The sequence below is a fragment of the Natronolimnohabitans innermongolicus JCM 12255 genome, from assembly GCF_000337215.1.
Classification (GTDB): domain Archaea; phylum Halobacteriota; class Halobacteria; order Halobacteriales; family Natrialbaceae; genus Natronolimnohabitans; species Natronolimnohabitans innermongolicus.
This window is the reverse complement of the sequence record NZ_AOHZ01000015.1, coordinates 52,854-70,651: the sequence shown is the minus strand read 5'-3', so window position 1 is coordinate 70,651 and position 17,798 is coordinate 52,854. Positions and strand designations below refer to the sequence as shown.

At 54.3% G+C, this 17,798-nt stretch carries 20 protein-coding genes and 3 pseudogenes; 18 read left to right on the top strand and 5 right to left on the bottom strand.

Annotation, left to right across the window (positions count from 1 at the left end; genetic code table 11):
* Window positions 1–24: 24 nt before the first annotated feature.
* The 3 genes from C493_RS03280 to C493_RS22510 all read left to right on the top strand — a co-directional run bounded on the left by C493_RS03280 (window position 25) and on the right by C493_RS22510 (window position 3,487).
* A complete protein-coding gene (locus tag C493_RS03280; protein WP_007257979.1) occupies window positions 25–1,488 on the top strand; it encodes a sulfatase in 1,464 nt (487 codons plus the stop codon).
* A gap of 3 nt (window positions 1,489–1,491) precedes the next feature.
* Window positions 1,492–3,027 (top strand): O-antigen polymerase, encoded by a 1,536-nt coding sequence (locus C493_RS22055; RefSeq protein WP_083912365.1) that lies wholly within the window; start codon window positions 1,492–1,494, stop codon window positions 3,025–3,027.
* A 64-nt stretch (window positions 3,028–3,091) separates the two neighbouring features.
* Complete coding sequence (locus C493_RS22510; RefSeq protein WP_152421084.1) at window positions 3,092–3,487, top strand: hypothetical protein; 396 nt, start codon at window positions 3,092–3,094, stop codon at window positions 3,485–3,487.
* A 66-nt stretch (window positions 3,488–3,553) separates the two neighbouring features.
* Here the strand turns inward: C493_RS22510 and C493_RS22050 are convergent, their stop codons facing one another.
* The 3 genes from C493_RS22050 to C493_RS03275 form a co-directional block, all read right to left on the bottom strand.
* Window positions 3,554–4,990, bottom strand: coding sequence for an oligosaccharide flippase family protein (locus tag C493_RS22050; protein ID WP_083912364.1), 1,437 nt, complete (start codon window positions 4,988–4,990; stop codon window positions 3,554–3,556).
* A 4-nt stretch (window positions 4,991–4,994) separates the two neighbouring features.
* The gene (locus tag C493_RS22045) at window positions 4,995–6,899 is read right to left on the bottom strand and encodes an asparagine synthase-related protein (protein ID WP_083912363.1); all 1,905 of its coding nucleotides are present in this window, start codon (window positions 6,897–6,899) and stop codon (window positions 4,995–4,997) included.
* Window positions 6,900–7,107: 208 nt separating this feature from the next.
* Window positions 7,108–7,368, bottom strand: coding sequence for a MarR family transcriptional regulator (locus C493_RS03275; RefSeq protein ID WP_007257977.1), 261 nt, complete (start codon window positions 7,366–7,368; stop codon window positions 7,108–7,110).
* A gap of 233 nt (window positions 7,369–7,601) precedes the next feature.
* Between C493_RS03275 and C493_RS23595 the strand changes: the two genes are divergently transcribed.
* The 3 genes and pseudogenes from C493_RS23595 to C493_RS22040 form a co-directional block, all read left to right on the top strand.
* Window positions 7,602–8,153, top strand: a complete 552-nt coding sequence (locus C493_RS23595; RefSeq protein ID WP_007257976.1) for a hypothetical protein — start codon at window positions 7,602–7,604, stop codon at window positions 8,151–8,153.
* Window positions 8,146–9,312, top strand: a complete 1,167-nt coding sequence (locus tag C493_RS03265; RefSeq protein ID WP_007257975.1) for a coiled-coil domain-containing protein — start codon at window positions 8,146–8,148, stop codon at window positions 9,310–9,312. The genes C493_RS23595 and C493_RS03265 overlap by 8 nt, the downstream gene beginning before the upstream one ends.
* 231 nt (window positions 9,313–9,543) lie before the next feature.
* Window positions 9,544–9,750: pseudogene (locus C493_RS22040) on the top strand (hypothetical protein); the annotation flags it as partial.
* Between the two features lie 23 nt (window positions 9,751–9,773).
* On the opposite strand, the gene C493_RS03260 reads toward C493_RS22040, so the two are convergent.
* Window positions 9,774–10,577 carry a DUF6036 family nucleotidyltransferase gene (locus C493_RS03260; RefSeq protein ID WP_007257974.1) on the bottom strand — a complete coding sequence of 268 codons (804 nt, stop codon included), beginning with the start codon at window positions 10,575–10,577 and terminating at the stop codon, window positions 9,774–9,776.
* Window positions 10,574–11,500, bottom strand: a complete 927-nt coding sequence (locus C493_RS03255; protein WP_007257973.1) for a MarR family transcriptional regulator — start codon at window positions 11,498–11,500, stop codon at window positions 10,574–10,576. Before C493_RS03255 ends, C493_RS03260 begins: the two co-directional genes overlap by 4 nt.
* Window positions 11,501–11,571: 71 nt before the next feature.
* On the opposite strand from C493_RS03255, the pseudogene C493_RS22035 reads away from it, so the two are divergent.
* The 12 genes and pseudogenes from C493_RS22035 to C493_RS03195 all read left to right on the top strand — a co-directional run.
* A pseudogene (locus C493_RS22035) lies at window positions 11,572–12,369 on the top strand (hypothetical protein); the annotation flags it as partial.
* A 271-nt stretch (window positions 12,370–12,640) separates the two neighbouring features.
* Window positions 12,641–12,904: a hypothetical protein gene (locus tag C493_RS03240; protein WP_007257970.1), complete on the top strand. Its 264-nt coding sequence runs from the start codon at window positions 12,641–12,643 to the stop codon at window positions 12,902–12,904.
* Window positions 12,905–12,918: 14 nt separating this feature from the next.
* Window positions 12,919–13,299 carry a putative toxin-antitoxin system toxin component, PIN family gene (locus C493_RS03235; RefSeq protein ID WP_007257969.1) on the top strand — a complete coding sequence of 127 codons (381 nt, stop codon included), beginning with the start codon at window positions 12,919–12,921 and terminating at the stop codon, window positions 13,297–13,299.
* 432 nt (window positions 13,300–13,731) lie between these two features.
* Entirely contained in the window at window positions 13,732–13,941 is a 210-nt protein-coding gene (locus tag C493_RS03230; protein WP_007257968.1) for a UPF0175 family protein, read from the top strand.
* Window positions 13,942–14,064: 123 nt separating this feature from the next.
* Window positions 14,065–14,511, top strand: a complete 447-nt coding sequence (gene mntA, locus C493_RS03225) for a type VII toxin-antitoxin system MntA family adenylyltransferase antitoxin (RefSeq protein ID WP_007257967.1) — start codon at window positions 14,065–14,067, stop codon at window positions 14,509–14,511.
* On the top strand, window positions 14,511–14,933 hold the full coding sequence (gene hepT / locus C493_RS03220; RefSeq protein WP_007257966.1) for a type VII toxin-antitoxin system HepT family RNase toxin: 423 nt from the start codon (window positions 14,511–14,513) through the stop codon (window positions 14,931–14,933). Before mntA ends, hepT begins: the two co-directional genes overlap by 1 nt.
* A 225-nt stretch (window positions 14,934–15,158) precedes the next feature.
* Window positions 15,159–15,745: pseudogene (locus C493_RS23725) on the top strand (hypothetical protein); the annotation flags it as partial.
* 286 nt (window positions 15,746–16,031) lie between these two features.
* Window positions 16,032–16,283, top strand: a complete 252-nt coding sequence (locus tag C493_RS03210) for a UPF0175 family protein (protein WP_007257964.1) — start codon at window positions 16,032–16,034, stop codon at window positions 16,281–16,283.
* 17 nt (window positions 16,284–16,300) lie between these two features.
* Window positions 16,301–16,486, top strand: a complete 186-nt coding sequence (locus C493_RS03205; protein WP_007257963.1) for a hypothetical protein — start codon at window positions 16,301–16,303, stop codon at window positions 16,484–16,486.
* 353 nt (window positions 16,487–16,839) lie between these two features.
* Window positions 16,840–16,986, top strand: a complete 147-nt coding sequence (locus tag C493_RS22960) for a hypothetical protein (RefSeq protein WP_161606878.1) — start codon at window positions 16,840–16,842, stop codon at window positions 16,984–16,986.
* Window positions 16,987–17,021: 35 nt separating this feature from the next.
* Window positions 17,022–17,297 carry a hypothetical protein gene (locus tag C493_RS03200; protein ID WP_007257962.1) on the top strand — a complete coding sequence of 92 codons (276 nt, stop codon included), beginning with the start codon at window positions 17,022–17,024 and terminating at the stop codon, window positions 17,295–17,297.
* Window positions 17,294–17,725, top strand: a complete 432-nt coding sequence (locus C493_RS03195) for a type II toxin-antitoxin system VapC family toxin (protein WP_007257961.1) — start codon at window positions 17,294–17,296, stop codon at window positions 17,723–17,725. The genes C493_RS03200 and C493_RS03195 overlap by 4 nt, the downstream gene beginning before the upstream one ends.
* Window positions 17,726–17,798: the final 73 nt, after the last annotated feature.

The window sequence follows — 17,798 nt, the reverse complement described above, 5'->3', positions numbered from 1 at the left end:
ACCGTCGCTACCTCCCCATAGCAAATGAGCAAACCGAACATCGTTCTAATAGTGATGGATACGGCCCGTGCGAGTACTGTCCTCGAAAATAGGGACGTGATGCCTAACCTTCATCAAATAGCTGATGACGGTGTTACGTTCACGAACGCCTTTACCACAGGACCGTGGACGCTTCCATCTCACGCATCAATGTTTACGGGTCAGTACACGTCCGATCACGGGACGTATGCAGACTCGAGATATTTCGACCCTGACGTTCCAACTGTCGCAGAACGAGTCCAGGAACAGGGATATCAGACAGTGGCCTTCTCGAATAATATGTGGGTGAATCCAGAGTTTGGATTCGATCGTGGGTTTGAGGACTTTATTACGAGCTGGCAATTATTCGAGGGTGGTGCTGATCTAGCGACGATCGCAAAAGAAAACCGAGGAACAGTTAGCCAGGCACTGGCGGTCGGAAAAGAGTTGTTCAGCCGTGATGGATACAAAACGTTCTGTAATGCGCTGTACACACAGCTATTTCGAAAACGGTACGATGATGGTGCGTACTTGACTAATTATCGGATCAAACGGTGGTTTAAAAAACAGCGTGATGCCGATCGGCCGTTTTTCCTCTTCGCTAATTATCTCGAGCCACATCTCGAGTATCGACCGCCTCGAGGATATCGATCAGAGTTTTTCGATTCGGATGCCGACTACGAATTCGCTACGTCCGTTAATCAGGACCCGTGGGCGTATATTGCTGGAAACGAAGAAATGGATGAGCGTGATTTTGAAGCCCTGAAATCACTCTATCGCAGTGAGCTCCGCTATCTCGATCATCGAATTGGAAAGTTGTACGATTGGCTCGATGAGCGAGGGGAACTAGAGAATACTGCGCTGTTCGTCGTCGGTGACCACGGTGAGAATATCGGCGAACACGGACTAATGGACCACCAGTACTGCCTCTATGATACGCTTCTACACGTTCCACTGATCGCGCGATATCCAGAGACGTTTGATTCAGGTAGTAATCGAACTGATCTCGTTGAAGTCAAAGACTTGTATGCTACTTTCATGGATCTCGCAGGTGAAACAGTTAGTGAGCATAGTACGAACGGTTCACAGAGTCTTATCAAGGAAACTGATCGTGAGGCGGCTTTCGCTGAGTATATGGTTCCACAGCCGTCTATGACTTCCCTTGAGGAACGCATCGATGGACTTTCTGAATCCGTTCGGCAGTACGACCGAGGATTGAGAGCAATTCGCACAAAAGAATGGAAATTTATTAAAGGAACGGACGGCGGTAATGAATTATACAATATTTGTGAGGATCCAAATGAAAACCAGAATATTGCAGCCGAGCATCCTGAAATACATGGCGAGTTAGCTAGTCAAATTAAAAATCAGCTTGGAGATTGTATGCTACCATCTAGTAGTGATTCAAATACAGACGCTGATGTCGAACAAGGAACCAAGCAGCGACTTGAGGATCTGGGTTATCTCTGAAAGATGATTGAATTTAAGTCTCCGAAGTATATTGATCACCTCTTCATTGGTGTTCTTATCTCAATAGCTGTGTTAGTCGGATTTCTATCGGTAGAACAACAATCACTGTTGCCGCTACTCCTTGGCTCTCTCTTTGTGGTGATTTGTCTGCCATGGTACCTTTCAATTCGCAGTGGACGATTTGATATCTTCGAACCGATCATTTTTCACTCCATATTTACTGCAATGTTGGCAGTTGCACTGTTTGATCGTGTGTATTTGCAGGAGTGGGAATGGAGATATGAAATAATATCATATGGGTATACAGAAGGTTTTCTCCTCTATGGAGGTGCATTATTACTTGTATTCTCTAGTACTATTGTCGGATATTATGGGACACTGAAATGGGGAAAACCGTATCTTCAGAATGTATCTTTCCAAATGTTAAATAGAACACCCAACAATTTCAAAACACCTCGATCCGGGATTTACCGAATTCTAAATTTAGTTGATGGAGGCACTGGATCCACAGCCATAATCACTCAACGGTTTGCTTTCTTATTTATCGGAGTTGGTCTATTGGCGTTTGCATATCTTTTCATACGTGGCCCACTTGCACAGGACCCTTTCATATTATATACTGAAACTACGCCTCGCAGTCAGCTTTTCTCTGGATATTATATTTTCACCATGATTGCCCGACTTATATATGTTGGTTACTTCTTATGGCTAGCTTCGTCAGTTATTTCTGGAAAATTCCCTTCACTATTCCAGATAGGGGCTCTTCCATTAGTCATGAGCTTCTTTCTTATACTTGGTCAAAGAGGCGTTTCACTAAGCATCGCTATTGTCGTATTCGTATTTTGCTATTATTGTTGGTCATTCAATAAGACGCAGGGATCGGCACTTATGCCAAGAATGCTGAATAAAATCCCTACTAAGGCATATCCGATTTTTGTAGGGCTAGGTCTATTGTTTAGTGGCTTGATCCTCCCAGTGCTTGCTGCGCTTCGGCAGAATCAACCACCTAGTTCAGCATTCAATGATATCGATGTTGTATCCATTCTTACTGCAGGGATACACAATAGCGAGATAGACAATTTTTTGGCTCTAACCGAAGTTGTGCCATCTGAACTGAATTATTATTATGGTTCCTATTATCTTCGAGTGCTTACTAACTACATTCCACGATCATTGTGGGAAGATAAGCCTGTTCTAACTGTTGGTGGCCTATTGCGACGACTCGTAAATCCAGAACGATCAGGTGGATCGCCACCTGGAGCGGTTGGAAATTACTACATTAACGGAGGATACCTTGGAATCATACTAATGGGTGTTCTACTTGGCGTCATATTCGCACTCATGTACTATTCAATTCGGCGTGAAAATTCATCGGGCTTCGCGTTAGTCATCTATTCTATGCTTCTCGTCTCTATTGGTAGGCGGGGACTGGAAAATAATTTGTTAGCTCCACTTTTGATCGAACTCCTTCCAATTTTGATAGTAATCAGTAGCATCTTGGTTCTCGCCACAAATAAACGAGTAAATAGCGTCCCTTGATACAATTATGTCTCCTGAATTAAATCGTCGTTCATTACTGTACGCAGTTGGTGGAGTAGGATCAGTGAGTGTCGCAACTACTGGTTCTGTCATAGTTAGTGGAAGGCACTCGAGGAATGAACAACAGGTAATTGAACGCCGTGCTGCACAACGCGCATTTGAGTTTGAAGACCGTGGCGACTTGCGAGGATCATTAGAATTACTCGAAATTGATGCAACTCAAGAAGATCGAGAAGAGTCGTGTACTATGGTTTCTGGGACAGTTCGTAATCGGAGTAGTAGTACCACTCAATCTGTAAGTGTTGCGCTGCGTATTCAGGATCAAGGTTCAACACAGTATTCATGGGTCGAGCTCGGTGAGATCCCTCCCGAAACCGATCATATGTTTGATGAGTGTATTAATATTCCGATCGAAGCTACAGATAGTATCGAAACTGCTGTGGCACACTGGTTGATTTAACCGCTTGGAATCGATTATTGAGTAATTCAATTAATCTATTGGTAGGTCCTAGCTCCCAAGTTTTCATCAAATCGTTCGAATATGGTCCATCAGACGCTTGATTTCTATATACTCTATACCACCTGCTGCATAGAATACAAGTCCATAGAGGAAGGGTGCGAGAGCAATCGTGAGAATCCAGTTGAGAGTCAGGGATGCGAATACTACTATCATCACTGTGGTCCCTGTAATTGGTGCTAGAACTGTCTGGAGGGGTGGTATTATCTTAAGATATTCTTGAAAACCAATAGCAGTGGTAGTTGCTGCAAATCCATACGCTAAGAGTGTTGCAAGTGCGGCTCCAGCAAGACCAACAGTAGGAAGTAGAATAATATTCGCTACAACATTTATGATAGCAGATGATGCCTGTATAATCAGCGGGATTCGCGTTTTGTCTGCTGCATAGAACAGTTGAGTATAAATCTCAGTTAAGCCCTGAAAGAGAATTCCAGCACTGAGAAGTATCAATAATGGAACTGCAGAACTAGCGATCTCTGATGTTGTTAGAAGGTTCAGTACGTCTTGGCCGACTAGCCACAGACCACCAATTGAAGGAATTGCTAGGGCTAAAAAGTATCGTAGGCCCGGTATAGTAATCATTTGAATTTGTGTAGGGTCGTTGGACCAAAGGCGGGAAAATTCAGGAAAGAGGGAGATAGAAAGTGGTCTAATGTAAATCATCATTACTTGGGCAAGTTGGTAAGCCACGGAGTAGACCCCAACTGCACTTGCTCCCAAGAAGAACCCAACAAGCACACGATCAGCACGTGTTAAGGTTGAACGTGCTACATCTGTACCCATTGTTGGAAGTGAGTAGTTCAAGTAAGCTTGAAGACGAGCTAACGAAGGTTTTGAAAAACCCACTTCAAATATGATTGCAGCGTGCATTATAAGGACTACAAGACAGCGAGTGGCAACGACCGCTGCCATAACACCGACAATCCCCCATTCAGTTAAGAGGACTACTGCTGTGATTGACCCTACATGAAGGTATACTTCGGCTGCATCAGAATATGAATAAATCTTGATTCGCCGAGTAGCACGCAAATATCCTTGTCCAAGACGAAATCCGATAGTCAGGGGCACAAGCCCTGCTCCAATTACAAAAGCAGTGGTGAAGTCGGTGGTTCCAAGTGTATACTGTGACAGCAATGACGACGTAGTTATCACAACTAGTATAGAAACCACACTAGTAACCATTATTAGACTCATAATTGACCAATATACAACTGCTTCATCGTCGTTATACTGCTGTATATATTGAACAATTCCTGTATCTAAACCCAATATGGCAACTTGTCCAACAAGTGTTGTAATTGCGAGTATCTGAACGTATGCACCGTAGTCAGCGGCGCCAAGGTATATGGTTAGTATTGGAATGACGATTAATCCACGAACTTTTAACGAAAGTTTCACTAATGTAGTTACAAGAACATCCGTCGAAATCTTCTGTGAGATTCCCATAAATTTAACTCGATTGGGTATTCTTAGCTTCGTTTGATGATTCCAATATACGCTTAGTTATCGGCATTTGCAAAAATGTTGCTAATGGATATAACTCAGTTCGACGATCTTCCCCGTCCATATGTTCTTCATATATATTCCACACCTCGTTCAGTTGCAATTGGTCGCAGTTTTGAATTAGATTCTCATTCTGATTAATCGTTTGTGGAATGAAATTAGTTAGTCGAATTAGTTCATTGTCGTCTGTCCACGACCCATTCGTATGATGTGGTTCTGATGGATCCTTTCTTCGGCCGAGGTACCTTTGATTGAACTTATAGGCATAACTTCCAAAATGGCGAACAAGAAATGGGGAAGATGGAGATATACCGTTGTTCGCATGTGGAATATTTGCAAGTTCAGAACTCAATTCACACAACGCATCATTCACAATGTTTGTCCGTGCATGGTATTTTATGGGCAATTTATGCTGCAAATCTAGTAGACGTATGTCTAAGAATGGATTGCGGAACGGTTGCATCTGAATCAGGCTTTGATGGAAGAAGTACGACCACGAATTGGTTATTGGGTAGTAGTAACTACACCGTATGAGTTCTGTGGCACTCGGATACTTCACCCCGTGACTTACGATCCCATTCCCATCACGGAATATTTCGTCTTTCAAAACGTGCGCAAGCGGTTCTTCCGCTTCAAAGAATTCTGCCGGAATAGATTTCTTCGGCCGCGTGTATTGCCCGTCCATGAGCAACTGGCGATAATCGTCAATACTATCGACGTTTCTCACCATCGGCAGTGTGATTTGCTCCCCTAAGACGGGTATCTCGAACGATTTCGTGGGTGTGTATTGGTGTTGATATAAGACGTCACTGTACAGCCCACTCATTATGACATCAGACTTTTCGCTGATCTCGTCTCGAAAGTTCGTCGCTTGGCCTTGATCGAACGAACTCACAAAATTCATCTGGGCCGGGTTTTCACCAAGCGCTTTCTCTTGATAATCTACGTCTCTCTGTAAGAAATCGAACTCGTTGCCTGTTTTATTCGATATTTTTTTAGCTAGCTCTGCCTCTTGATTCATCCATTCGTTCATATGATGTCCAGTGACGGATGAATCCATTGCGGCTAATATGATTCGAGAATCAATTCCACCACTTAACAGAACACCATAGTTTGCATCATCTTGCGTGCGGTCGATAACTGCTTGCTTGAATATATCCGCAAACTCTTGAACGAAGTACGAATATGGCCGATCTACTGGTTGATATTCCGGTCTCCAATAAACGTTTGTTTGATAGTCACCGGACTCTATGTCTACCGTTGTTATTGATGCCGGCGGTAACTTTTCAACGTTAGAAATCGGGGTGCGTGTTCCTATCGCTCGTTCGAACGAAAAGAACTCGTATAAATACCGATCTTCGAACGACGGTTTGACGGAGGGGTACTCCGGTAGCGTTTGTAGTTGGGTCGAGAACACCAACTCCCTCTCGTCTGTTATTGTATAAAATACAGGACGAGTCCCCAGTCGATCGGTACAAATCGTTATTTCGCCACCATCCGGGTCGTAAAGAATGACGACGAACTCACTGTTTAGATACTTGACAAAATCCTGTCCGTATTCTTGATATAAGTGTGCACAATATTCTGCATCGGTGCAGTTTGGGTGCGTATCGTGGCGCGATGAATACCCATCGGGTGCGTCACATCCAACTATGGTTCCCCAGACCCAGAGTCGAATATCGTCTACTTCAACTGGTTGGTTTTCGCCGAAAATTTCGTGTTGTGAAAGCACGATGGAGATAGTGTCGTCTTCATACCATTGTGTGTCTTCATCTCCCCACCATTGTAGCATTTCTCCAAAAGAATGGGTGCCGACAGAGTCAGCAGTTGTAGCTCCGAAGATGCCAACCATATTTCTATAACATCAAGGTCTGAGTATAAACCATCTTTGATCAGTGTATTATCCTACCGACTGTATCTTGATTTGTATTGTAACGGATATCAGTTTAAACAGCTGATAACACCAACGAGGCGACCACAAACACAAATCAGCCTGACAAGACATCCTCTACTTGATACCTTGTTACGGAGTATTCGTTTCAACTCATCTAGTGTCCGTCTTATTCGCTAGGTTCGAGCTCTTTCGCGTCGATATTCCCCTCGAGGTACGCTTCACCAATTTCGGTAAGTGCATAGAGTCCAGTGTCAACAGACTCCAATAATCCTGCGTCCACAAGCGCACTGCAACGCCGACTCACGTATTGCCGATCGTACTCGATATTCACTGCAAGCACCTTCGGAGAGACCAGAATCGGGTGCTCGTCGAAGAAGAGCATAATTTCGTAATCGACAGGCGCCATCCACGGGACCCGCTCTACCATCTGTCCGTGAGTACCTGCCAGCAATGCAGAAAAAGTAGCACTATCCGTTGCGTGTTTGTATACGAACGTTGTTTTCTACAGTCGACAGTCGTTGTCAAGATTTATGTCAATGGAGTATGTTCTTCTCAGTACGGAAGCAAATGTGACTCACCAAACGACTGAGTCGCAAAATCGCGACTCGGTGTTAGGGCCACCGAGTCCGCGAGAAGCTCCCGTAACCCGAGTACGGAAGCATGTCAAACGACGATTCCCGGGGCAATGAAAGCTCCGACCGACGGGACGAACAGACCGAAACTGCCACGCAGACGATCCGCACGCACCTCGAGTCGATCGACTATCTCACCCGCCGACTCCTCGAGCACTTCCACGATCCGGCCACCGAAATCCAGAACCAACGACTCACCGACGAGCAGCGCCGCGAGGCGCGCCGTCGCTGCCGAGAGATCAGAGCGGAGGTGGGCCAGCTCGGCCTGTTGTGCTACGGGCCGGAGGCGCTGATCCCGTACCGGCCGGACTGGGAGCAGGGGCGAGACGCAGACGACGCCGACGGCGATAGATCGGGAACCACGGTCTACTCCGGCCCGGATTCGCGGACGTTCGAATACCACCAGCGGCGACGCGATCGTGACGCCGACTCGAGTTCGGACGAGACTGACGATCGTGAACGCGACCCGGACACCGACGACCTCGAGCACGACACCCACCAGAACACCGACGACCACGACACCACCGACGACCACCACACGGACGACCACGACGCCGCGGAGGGCGACGACGATGCGTGACCCACAGCCCACCCTCGAGTCCCTCACGGACCGACTCGAGGCTGTCGAACGCGCACTCGAGACCAGGGACGACCGGATCGACGAACTGGAAACGAAACTCGAGCGACGGGAGCGTCGCCTCGACGAGCTCGAGACCACCGTGGCCGAACTCGAGTCGCGACTCGAGACCCAGGACGAGCGGTGCGCGGAACGGGCGCGTCGACTCGAGGCTCACGCTGACGAACTCGAGTCTCACACGGAAACTCTCGAGACCCATACCAAACGCCTCGAGGCCCACGCGGACACCCTCGAGTCCCATACCCAACGCCTCGAGACCCATACCCAACGCCTCGAGTCCCACGCCACCCTCCTCGAGACGATCCCCACGACCACCAGACTCGAGGCGGCCCTGAACAAGGCCAACGCCAACAAGCGCCGCATCAGGGAGCTCCAGGCCCGCGAACTCGAGAAGGGCGCCCACCTCCGCGAGACCACCGTCGACCCCGCCGAGATCGACCTCGAGTGCGACCACCTCGAGCGATTCACCGCGGACGACGGCCGCGCCTACTACCGCGTCCCCGACGCCGCGGACCCGCTCGAGCGCACCGACACCCGGCTGGCCCACGGGGATCTCCTCCCGATCCAGCAACTGGCCCGGATGGACGAGGAGCTGCGCCGCTCCGCGACGGACGCCCTGCCGACCAGACTCGCCGCGAAACTCTGGAAGGCGAGAGCCGACCCCACCGTGGGCGACGATCCCTGGACCGAGGGCTGTGCGTCCGTCCGCGAGTCCGTCACCGCCTCCGACCTCAAACACTGGATCCGCAGACAGGAGCAAGGCATCAGCGAGACCTACGCCAAGAAGCTCGTCTCCCGAACCATCGACGCCATCCTCGAGCTCTCCAAGCATCGCCTCGCGGTCCGCAAGCACAGTCAGCGCAAGAACGGCCTCGAGTACACCGAACGCCGGCTGATCCTCCCGGCGGACGCGGAGATCCCGGGCGAGAGAACAGGGTCCCGCTCGAGTGAGAGCGAACACGAGCGTGAGCACGACCGCGACCACGAGGGCGATCCCACCAGCGCGAACCTAGGCAAACCCGGTCGCGCGACCTCGAGCGAGAGTACGAGCGAGCGCCAGTCAGACACCGACCGCCCGGAGACAGCTGACGTCCTCGGCTGACCGTGGACGGCCTAGCCTAATGTCCCTCGAGAGAGGTCACCACGCTCTCACCACGCCGTGATCGACCCGCCACGAGCCGTCGTTCGTTGGAGTCGGTAGTCGTGGGTGTCCCTTCTCGAGCAGTCTCGGCAGTCAACAAAGGAGACGCCCTCGAGTCGCTGTCCGGAGACGACGGCTGTCCACGGAGGATCGAGAGATGCCGAGACGTGACGATGGAATTTGACGACTGTAGGAGGACAAACTGGCGACGTCCGCGACCGGCTGGTCGTTGACGACACCCCGTACCCACAGGACGACCTCGAGCCACGGGCCCAGCACGCCGCCGACGAAGCGATGGATGTCTTGTGCCTCTCGAACGGTGGTCGGTACGCGTTGTAGTCTGCATCCGGAAGCCGATATGAAACCGATGGCATCGGCGAGTCGTGTACCTGTCCCGACTGACAGCAGGCGTGACGACCGGACTACTCCACCGGACTGACTGTGTCGCCTGCGTGGCGTACCCGGTCGAAGTCGACAAGATACGCGACCCGGTCTCGGACTTCCTCGAGATCCAGTCCGAGATCGGCGGCCAGTTCGTCGACGGGCATCGGTTCGTCGAGTGCGTGGAGGACCTCGAGTCCCCGATAGTACCGATTCGTCAGCTCTCGAACGCGGTCCTCGATCGGGGTGGTCACTCCGTATCGCTCCTCGAGTTCGACCAGGGCCTCGTTCGCGAAGGTGACGAACTGGTCGTCTCCGAGTCGGTCGATCTGTGTTTCGAGTTCATCTCGGACGATGTCGTAGTCGACGCCAGCCTGCACGAGCACGTTCATGTCCTCGATATCGTCGTCGCGTCCCGCGATCAGCTTGAATAAGAAGATATCCGCGTTGCTGACCAGCCGGACCGTTAATCGACCCGTGTCGAGGAACGGCTCGCTCCGGTCGCGCATCCCCTCGGTCAGCACGAGCTTGTTCGCCACCTGCTGGTTGAAGATATCGAGCCGGCACCCGTCGTCGTTCTCGACGCAGCTGGTCGCGCCCAGTGCTCGGTAGTCAGCAGCCAGTGATTGTACCTCCGCATACTCGAGGTCCATCAGGACGGCCCACAACTGGCCGTACGTGTCGCCGTCCGCGACGACGAGATCGATATCCTTCGTCGCCTCCTTGAGGTCGCGCAGCGACATCGCGCCGCCACCGATCAGGAAGAGCGTGAGCGGGTCGGACAGCCCATCTGCGATTCGCTGGAACTCGTTCTCGATGTATTCGCGTCCGAATGTCGGTCTCATTCTGGTAGATCCACCTCGTAGTCAGCCGCCAGCTCCTGGAACTCGTCCCACTCGGGGAGGCGGTCATCGTCGATTGCTCCCTGCGTCTCGAGGTACCGGAGCAGCGCATCGATCTCGTCTTCGAGGCCGTAGTTCGCCGCTCGGTCTCGAAGATCGCTCTCGTCGACGTCGACGTGACTGAGCAACAGAAGACAGTACGAGCGGTAGCGGGCGTCGTCGTCGATCAGCAACGTATGACAGCAGAGTTCCGCCGGCGAGACTGTTTCCAGGTCCTCGGAGTAGAGGTAGTAGCGATGGCGGGTCAGCAGAAACTGGAGGTCAAACGTCGCGAACCGAGCGAGACCGGTTTCGTGGAAGTGCTCCGCATCGATTGCCGTCTCGGCCTGTGCGAGAAACTCATCGTGGTCCTCCCAGAGAATCGTGCCGTTCGAAGCGACTGATCGGAGACGGTGTCGGTGAAGATGATGGGCGAGTTCCCGTGCGAACTCGTGTAGTCGGTCGAAGTCACCATTGAAGTCGTAGCGCCCGTCGTCCGTGCCGACGAGGCCACGGTCGCGAAGCCGCTTCAGGACTCGGTTGACGGTGTTGCGGTAGTTGTCGCTCCGCTCGGCGATTTCGGACACGGTTCGTGGCTGATCGAGGTAGTAGAGTACCTCGAGGGCCTTCCCAGTCAACAACTCGGCGAAATCGATGTGGGAATGCTGGCGGACGAGATCCTGGAAGACTTCGACGGCTCGGGCATCTGAGGGAACGATCCGCTTCCGGTGACCGTCGCGTTCCGTGTAGAGGAGGCCCTTCCCGACGAGGTCCGCGACGGCACGGGAGAGATAGCTCTCGCTGTGGTCGAGCTTTGTCGCGAGTTCAGAGATTGTGTCGCCGCGTGTGACAGTGGCAAGGACCTTGAGTTCGATGCGTCGCAGCACGTTGTAACATAGTACGAAATCTGAATATAAAGAAGCTTCGAGTGATGTTACAGATAGTGGAGGCGAGCGCCGATCGATCGTTCGAACGGATCACGAAGGCGAACGGGACCCGATACGACCGCCTCCCGGAGCGGGGCGATCCCCTGAACCGGGACGACGACGTCGCACTCGCCCACGCGGACCTGCTCCCGGTCCAGCAACTCGCCCGCCTCGACGAGGAGATGCGCCGATCCACGACGGACGTCCTCCCGACCAGACTCGCGGCGAAGCTCTGGGAGGCCAGAGCTGATCCCACCGTCGGCGACGATCCCTGAACGGACGGCTGCAAGTCCGTCGCGGAGTACGTCACCGCCTCCGATCTCAAACACTGGATCCGCCGTCCCAGAAATCTTCGACTTCTGATGGGCTGCACAAAAGCTTCGATTTTGTGAACGCCAAGAAAGCGGCATCAGCGAGACCGACGCCAAGAAGCTCGTCTCGCGGACGGCGAGACTCCGCAGGAGTCTCGAGAAGGCGGCGAAGCCGCCGATGACGCGATCCTCGAGCTCTCCAAGAACCGGCTGGTGGTCCGTAAACACAGTCAGCGAAAGAACGGCCTCGAGTACACCGAACGCCGGCTGATCCTCCCGGCCGACGCCGAGATTCCGGGGGAGACGAACCGCTCGACCTCGGATAAGACGACCGCCACGACTCCAGACGAGATGACCGACTCGAGCGACGACCCCGACACGGACGACTCGAGCGACGACCCAGACACAGACGACTCGAGTGACGACCGAGACACGACCAACGCCAACGACTCGAGCGAGAGTGAGAGCGAGCGCCAGTCAGACACCGACCGCCCGGAGACAGCTGACGTCCTCGGCTGACCGTGGACGCCCCCGCCTGACGCGCCTCGAGAGAGCCCACACGCCTCTCAACCACCCCGACCGAACCGCCGCGCCCCCCTCGCTAGCAGGTGTCGATAGCTGTGGGTCTCCCTCCTCGAGCAGTCTCGGCAGTCAACAAAGGAGACGCCCTCGAGCGGTCGTCCGGAGACGACAGCTGTCCACGGTCACTTCGGACGGAGACGGCACGAGTTCGTCTGGGGCCACCGTAACGATTTACCAAGCTGGTCACGTATGTACGGACAGACGTTCAATGGGTGCAACAGTCGAGATCACTGAGGAGGACGGCGAATATACGGCTCGAGACCGCGACACAGGGACGACTGGAACCGGAAGCACCCGGGCGACAGCCCTCGCAGTGCTCGCAGCTCGGCTTGGTGCCGAAGAGGATCTGGCGAACGCCGACCGAAAGGCAGAATTCCGAGCGCTCACCGAACGGACTCGCCAGCGATTCGAAGCGGAAGGCGTGACTGAAGACGATCTCGAGGACGCGATCGCATTGGCTCGCTCCGAGTAGTCGTCGATACGAACGTGAGTGTCTCGGCGCTCGGATTCGGTGGACGACCGCTCGAAGCGTTGCTTCGGACGTTCGACGAAGAGAGACAGCTGGTCGCATCTGAAGAACCGCTCAGAGAACTCGAGCGAGTGATGGAGTATGACCGTCTTCCGTTTACGGGTGCCGAACGGACCCAGTATCTCACATTGCTCCGACTCGAAGCCGAGATCGTCCAGACCGAGAACTCGATTACGCGAGTGCGGGACGCTGATGACGATAAATTCCTCGAGTGTGCGGTCGAAGGTGATGCGGACGTCCTCGTTTCCGGTGACGAAGATCTCCTCGATCTCCACTCGTACGACGGGGTGGACATCGTTACACCCGACGAGTTCGTGAGGATGGTCGAAGAAGCGTAGTCACTGCAGCTGCACGTCCTCGGGAAGGCCGTCCGTGCCGAACACCGGTTGACCGATATGCGACTCGCACGTCGACGCATCACGAAGTACTAGTCTCGGTTGGAGCCTCCTCGAGTATACACTGTTCGTTGGATACGGTAGTCGTGAGTATCCTGCTCGAGCAGTCTCGGTAGTTTCGTGAGCGACGCGAACGAAACGACGAGAGACCGAAGGGTCTCTCGGTAGTCTAGAAGACGGACGCCCTCGAGTCGCCGTCGGGAGACGACGGCTGTCTACGGACGCTCGTATCGAACGCGTCCCAGCGGGTATCCGTGAGTCGACCGGACGGACGACTACTGACCGGCCTCGCGAACGATATCGAGACGATTGCGGCCGTCGGCGGGTACGAGGACGAGGACGAGGACGACGTCCTCGAGGACGCTTCGCGAACTGTTGCGTCGCCGCCCGCAACTCCGGACGTCGCTCGCCGTCGAGACGTACCGGGCGGGCGACGGAAGTCTCAATCGGGCCGCCGAACTGGCGGGAACGTCGACCGAGGCCAAGGAGTTCAAAACGGAACTGGCCGACCGCGGCATCGAGCGCGACGCCGGCTTTCTCGAGACCGACGATCGAGAGTCCACGTTGGACGGGTTCTGTGGGTAGTTGAATTGAAGAGGAGTAGGTCCCCGTGATAATCGTTCAGCAGTCGCCGACGCAGCGTTTGTACTAACGAGAACTGGCCCGAGACACCGATAGTATAAGAGGAATCCGGACGTATGTGACGCCATGCGGGAGGATCCGCACGAGTCGGCCGCGGAGATCGCTGCGAGTATCGACCTCGAGGGACTGCGATCGCTGTTCGCTGACGCCGACGTCCGGTACGCCGTTGTCTTCGGGTCGCATGCCGCGGGAACGGAATCACCGACTTCGGATATCGATCTCGGTGTGCGGTTCGCCGAGGGCTGTTCGCGACGCGAGCGGTTCCGGCAACGAAATCGAATCGACGCCGAAAGCCAGTCGTACGCCGCCCCGTTCGTGGACGTCAGTGACATCGAAGCGCTTCCCGAGACGGTCGCGTTGAACGCGCTTCGAAACGGAATCTGTATTTACGGTGATACCGAGACGAGAGCGGCGGACGAGCGACGCCTCGAGCGACGCGTCGAGGCCTCGAGTGACCGACGCGAACGGCAGCGCCAGGAGTTCATCGATCGACTGGCCGAGGGAGACGTCTAATGGTCGACGAAGATGTCGTCGTAGATCGACTCGAACTGATCAACCAGTATTCGAACGAATGTAAAAAGATGCGGAACGTCTCCAGAGACGAGTACCTCGAGGATATCGTTCTCCAGCGCGCCGTCGAACGGTCGTTGATGAACGCGATTCAGTCGTGTATCGATCTGGCGAGCCATATTCGTGCCAACGAGAACCTCGGAACTGCTGAAACCTCGCGCGAGGAAATCGAGGCCCTCGTCGAAGCCGATATCATCGCAACTGAGACCGGTGCAAAACTCGCGGAGGCGGTCGGATTTCGTAATCATCTCGCTCACCGATACGGGGATGTCGATCACGACCTCGTATACGATGTCCTACAGGACGACCTCGAGTGGATTGATCGATTTCAGCAGGAAATTGCGACGTGGTTCCGAGCTCGATGATCGGATCGGAGTACGTTACCGCTGGGAAACGATTCATCGCGCTCGCTGTTCTTTTCCCAGTGGGTATCTGAGAGTCGACCGTACGGACGACTATTACCCGGCCTCGCAAAAGATACCGAGACGATTACGGCTGGCGACAACCGATGCGTTCAGAACAGTAACTACATTCGACAGATCATATCACAAAATCAACCACGGGATTTTGAGCTTCGTTCGTCAAGGGGTACTTACTACCGCGTCCCGGGTTCCGAGGACCCATTAGAACGCACTGACACCCGGCTGGCCCACGGGGATCTCCTCCCGATCCAGCAACTGGCCCGGATGGACGAGGATCTCCGGCGCTCGAGTACGGACGCCCTGCCGACCGGGCTCGCCGCGAAACTCTGGGAAGCCCGCACCGACCCTACCGTAGGCGACGATCCCTGGACCGAAGGCTGTGCGTCCGTCCGTGAGTCCGTCACCGCCTCCGAACTCAAACACTGGATCCGCAGACAGGAACCCGGGACGAGCGACGCCTACGCGAAAAAGCTCGTCTCCCGCACGGCGAGACTCCGCAGGAGTCTCGAGAAGGCGGCGAAGCCGCCGATGACGCCATCCTCGAGCTCTCCAAGCACCGCCTGGCGGTCCGGAAACACAGTCAGCGAAAGAACGGCCTCGAGTACACCGAACGCCGGCTGCACCTCCCGGCGGACGCCGAGATTCCGGGCGAGAGAACAGGGTCCCGCTCGGGCGCACGCTCGAGTGAGAGCGAGAGTACGAGCGAGCGCCAGTCAGACACCGACCGCCCGGAGACAGCTGACGTCCTCGGCTGACCGTGGACGCCCCCGCCTGACGCGCCTCGAGAGCGGTCACCACGCTCTCACCACGCCGTAACCCACCCGTCGCGACCCGCTGTTCGTTGGTGTCGGTAGTCGTGGGTGTCCCTTCTCGAACAGTCTCGGCAGTATAGAGCGGGGACGGCCTCGAGTCGCCGTCCGGAGACGACGGCTGTCCACGGACGGGTGCCGTCGACCGCGTCCCAGCGTTTATCTGTAATTCGACCGTACGGACGACTACTGACCGGCCTCGCGAACGATATCGAGACGATTGCGGCCGTCGGTGGGTACGAGGACGAGGACGACGTCCTCGAGGACGCTTCGCGAACTGCTGCGTCGCCGCCCGCAACTCCGGACGTCGCTCGCCGTCGAGAAGTACCGAGCGGGCGATGGAAGTCTCAATCGGGCCGCCGAACTGGCGGGAACGTCGACCGAGGAGTTCACGGACGAACTGTCCGACCGCGGAATCGAGCGCGACGCCGGTTTTCTCGAGGCTGACGACCGGGAGTCCACGTTGGACGGGTTCAGCGGATAGCAGAAGTGAGAAGATCGATGACGATCGTCGACAGCGTTTTGAGTGCAGTAGCGAAGATAGAACGACTGTCGTTGTTTCCGACCGTTTTCGAGGTCGTCGGTACACCGACGGCAGTCGTCGCTGAACTCGACCGTGCTGATGCTGCTGGATACGAGTTCGTGTCCCGTATCGACACGGTCAAGTCTATAATGATGGCTGGCTGAACGTCGTTTCACCGACCCAGTCCGAACTTCAGTTGACCGCCGAGAACGCCCCGGAGAACCACCGGGCATCTGCCCGAAATATCCAGCAGTTGGTCGAAGAGGGACTACTGATCGAGCGGACTCCGGATTTCGAACGGTATGGGGCCGTAATCGACGAATCGCGACGATAAATAGCAGACGACTCGCTTCCGGAACACGACGTGAAAGACGATCAGTACATCCCGGCACTCGTCTGTGGACTGGCCCGGGACGAACCGGTTCGGCTAGTAACGGGCGATCGAAAGCTTCGCCGAGTCGTCCGAGACGTTGCACGACGACATGATGTCGACGATCCGTCGCGGAAGTGAGTCCGAATGGGTGATCGACTGTTTCCGTCCGTCGACGCGCACGTCATCGATACGAATCCGTTCATCGTCTTCGAACGCAACCAGCAAATCGACCGTCTCGAGCGAGATAGTACGGGGATTCCGTTGGAGAGCAGCCTCAGTAGCCTGTCGTAGAAACGTTTACCCGGTTACGGAAGTAACCAGTGCGTATGGCAACGGCCGTCAAAGTCGACGAAGATGCGAAATCGCGACTCGAGGAACTCCAGGCGGAGATACGGCTTCGGACGGGGACCACCGTCACACAACAGGATCTCCTCACACGTCTCATCGACGACGCGTTCGAATCGCGTGACGACGTTATCGATTCGTTCCGAGAGTCGACGGTCCCGCTCTCGGAAGACGATAAAGAGGCGATGCGTCGTGATCGCTTCCGGTCTGGCGTCGAAACTGACGAATCGGACATCGACGAGATCCTGTACGGATGACGATTCTCGTCGACACGGGCGTGTTGTACGCGGATCACGATTTCGATGCGTCTAGACACGACGCCGCCAGTACTGTGCTCAATGTCATCTACGACGGCGAATTCGGCCAGCCGTACGTAAGTGACTACATCTACGACGAAGCGGTTACGCTCACGCTTCGGCGGAGTGGCTCGTTCGAACCGGCAAAGCAACTCGGCGAAAAGCTTCGGGGCGCCGGGTCGTATCCGAAGGCGTACGAGATGCTCCGCGTTTCGGCGGCGGTGTTCGCCGATACCGTCGATATCTTCGAGCGATATGACGATCAAGCGCTGAGTTTCACCGATGCAGCATCTGTCGCGCTGTGCCAGCGTCACGACATCGATTCTATCGTGAGTTTCGACGATGACTTCGATGGCATCGTGAATCGAGTGGATCCTGCAACGGTATAAAGGGGTCTGCCGGTTATACGAGCGGTATCAATCGACCGAGACTGACGATGAACGTCACGAGATCGCCCTCGAG

Bases quoted from the DNA above. Each gene is read 5' to 3' on its own strand.
- C493_RS03265 (WP_007257975.1), top strand. From the start codon at position 8,146: ATGCGTGACCCACAGCCCACCCTCGAGTCCCTCACGGACCGACTCGAG.
- C493_RS03275 (WP_007257977.1), bottom strand. From the start codon at position 7,368: ATGGTAGAGCGGGTCCCGTGGATGGCGCCTGTCGATTACGAAATTATG.
- C493_RS03200 (WP_007257962.1), top strand. From the start codon at position 17,022: ATGGCAACGGCCGTCAAAGTCGACGAAGATGCGAAATCGCGACTCGAG.
- C493_RS03280 (WP_007257979.1), top strand. From the start codon at position 25: ATGAGCAAACCGAACATCGTTCTAATAGTGATGGATACGGCCCGTGCG.
- C493_RS22055 (WP_083912365.1), top strand. From the start codon at position 1,492: ATGATTGAATTTAAGTCTCCGAAGTATATTGATCACCTCTTCATTGGT.
- C493_RS22960 (WP_161606878.1), top strand. From the start codon at position 16,840: ATGGGTGATCGACTGTTTCCGTCCGTCGACGCGCACGTCATCGATACG.
- C493_RS22045 (WP_083912363.1), bottom strand. From the start codon at position 6,899: ATGGTTGGCATCTTCGGAGCTACAACTGCTGACTCTGTCGGCACCCAT.
- C493_RS23595 (WP_007257976.1), top strand. From the start codon at position 7,602: ATGTCAAACGACGATTCCCGGGGCAATGAAAGCTCCGACCGACGGGAC.
- hepT (WP_007257966.1), top strand. From the start codon at position 14,511: ATGGTCGACGAAGATGTCGTCGTAGATCGACTCGAACTGATCAACCAG.
- C493_RS03240 (WP_007257970.1), top strand. From the start codon at position 12,641: ATGGGTGCAACAGTCGAGATCACTGAGGAGGACGGCGAATATACGGCT.
- C493_RS03205 (WP_007257963.1), top strand. From the start codon at position 16,301: ATGACGATCGTCGACAGCGTTTTGAGTGCAGTAGCGAAGATAGAACGA.
- C493_RS03260 (WP_007257974.1), bottom strand. From the start codon at position 10,577: ATGAGACCGACATTCGGACGCGAATACATCGAGAACGAGTTCCAGCGA.
- C493_RS03195 (WP_007257961.1), top strand. From the start codon at position 17,294: ATGACGATTCTCGTCGACACGGGCGTGTTGTACGCGGATCACGATTTC.
- mntA (WP_007257967.1), top strand. From the start codon at position 14,065: ATGCGGGAGGATCCGCACGAGTCGGCCGCGGAGATCGCTGCGAGTATC.
- C493_RS22050 (WP_083912364.1), bottom strand. From the start codon at position 4,990: ATGGGAATCTCACAGAAGATTTCGACGGATGTTCTTGTAACTACATTA.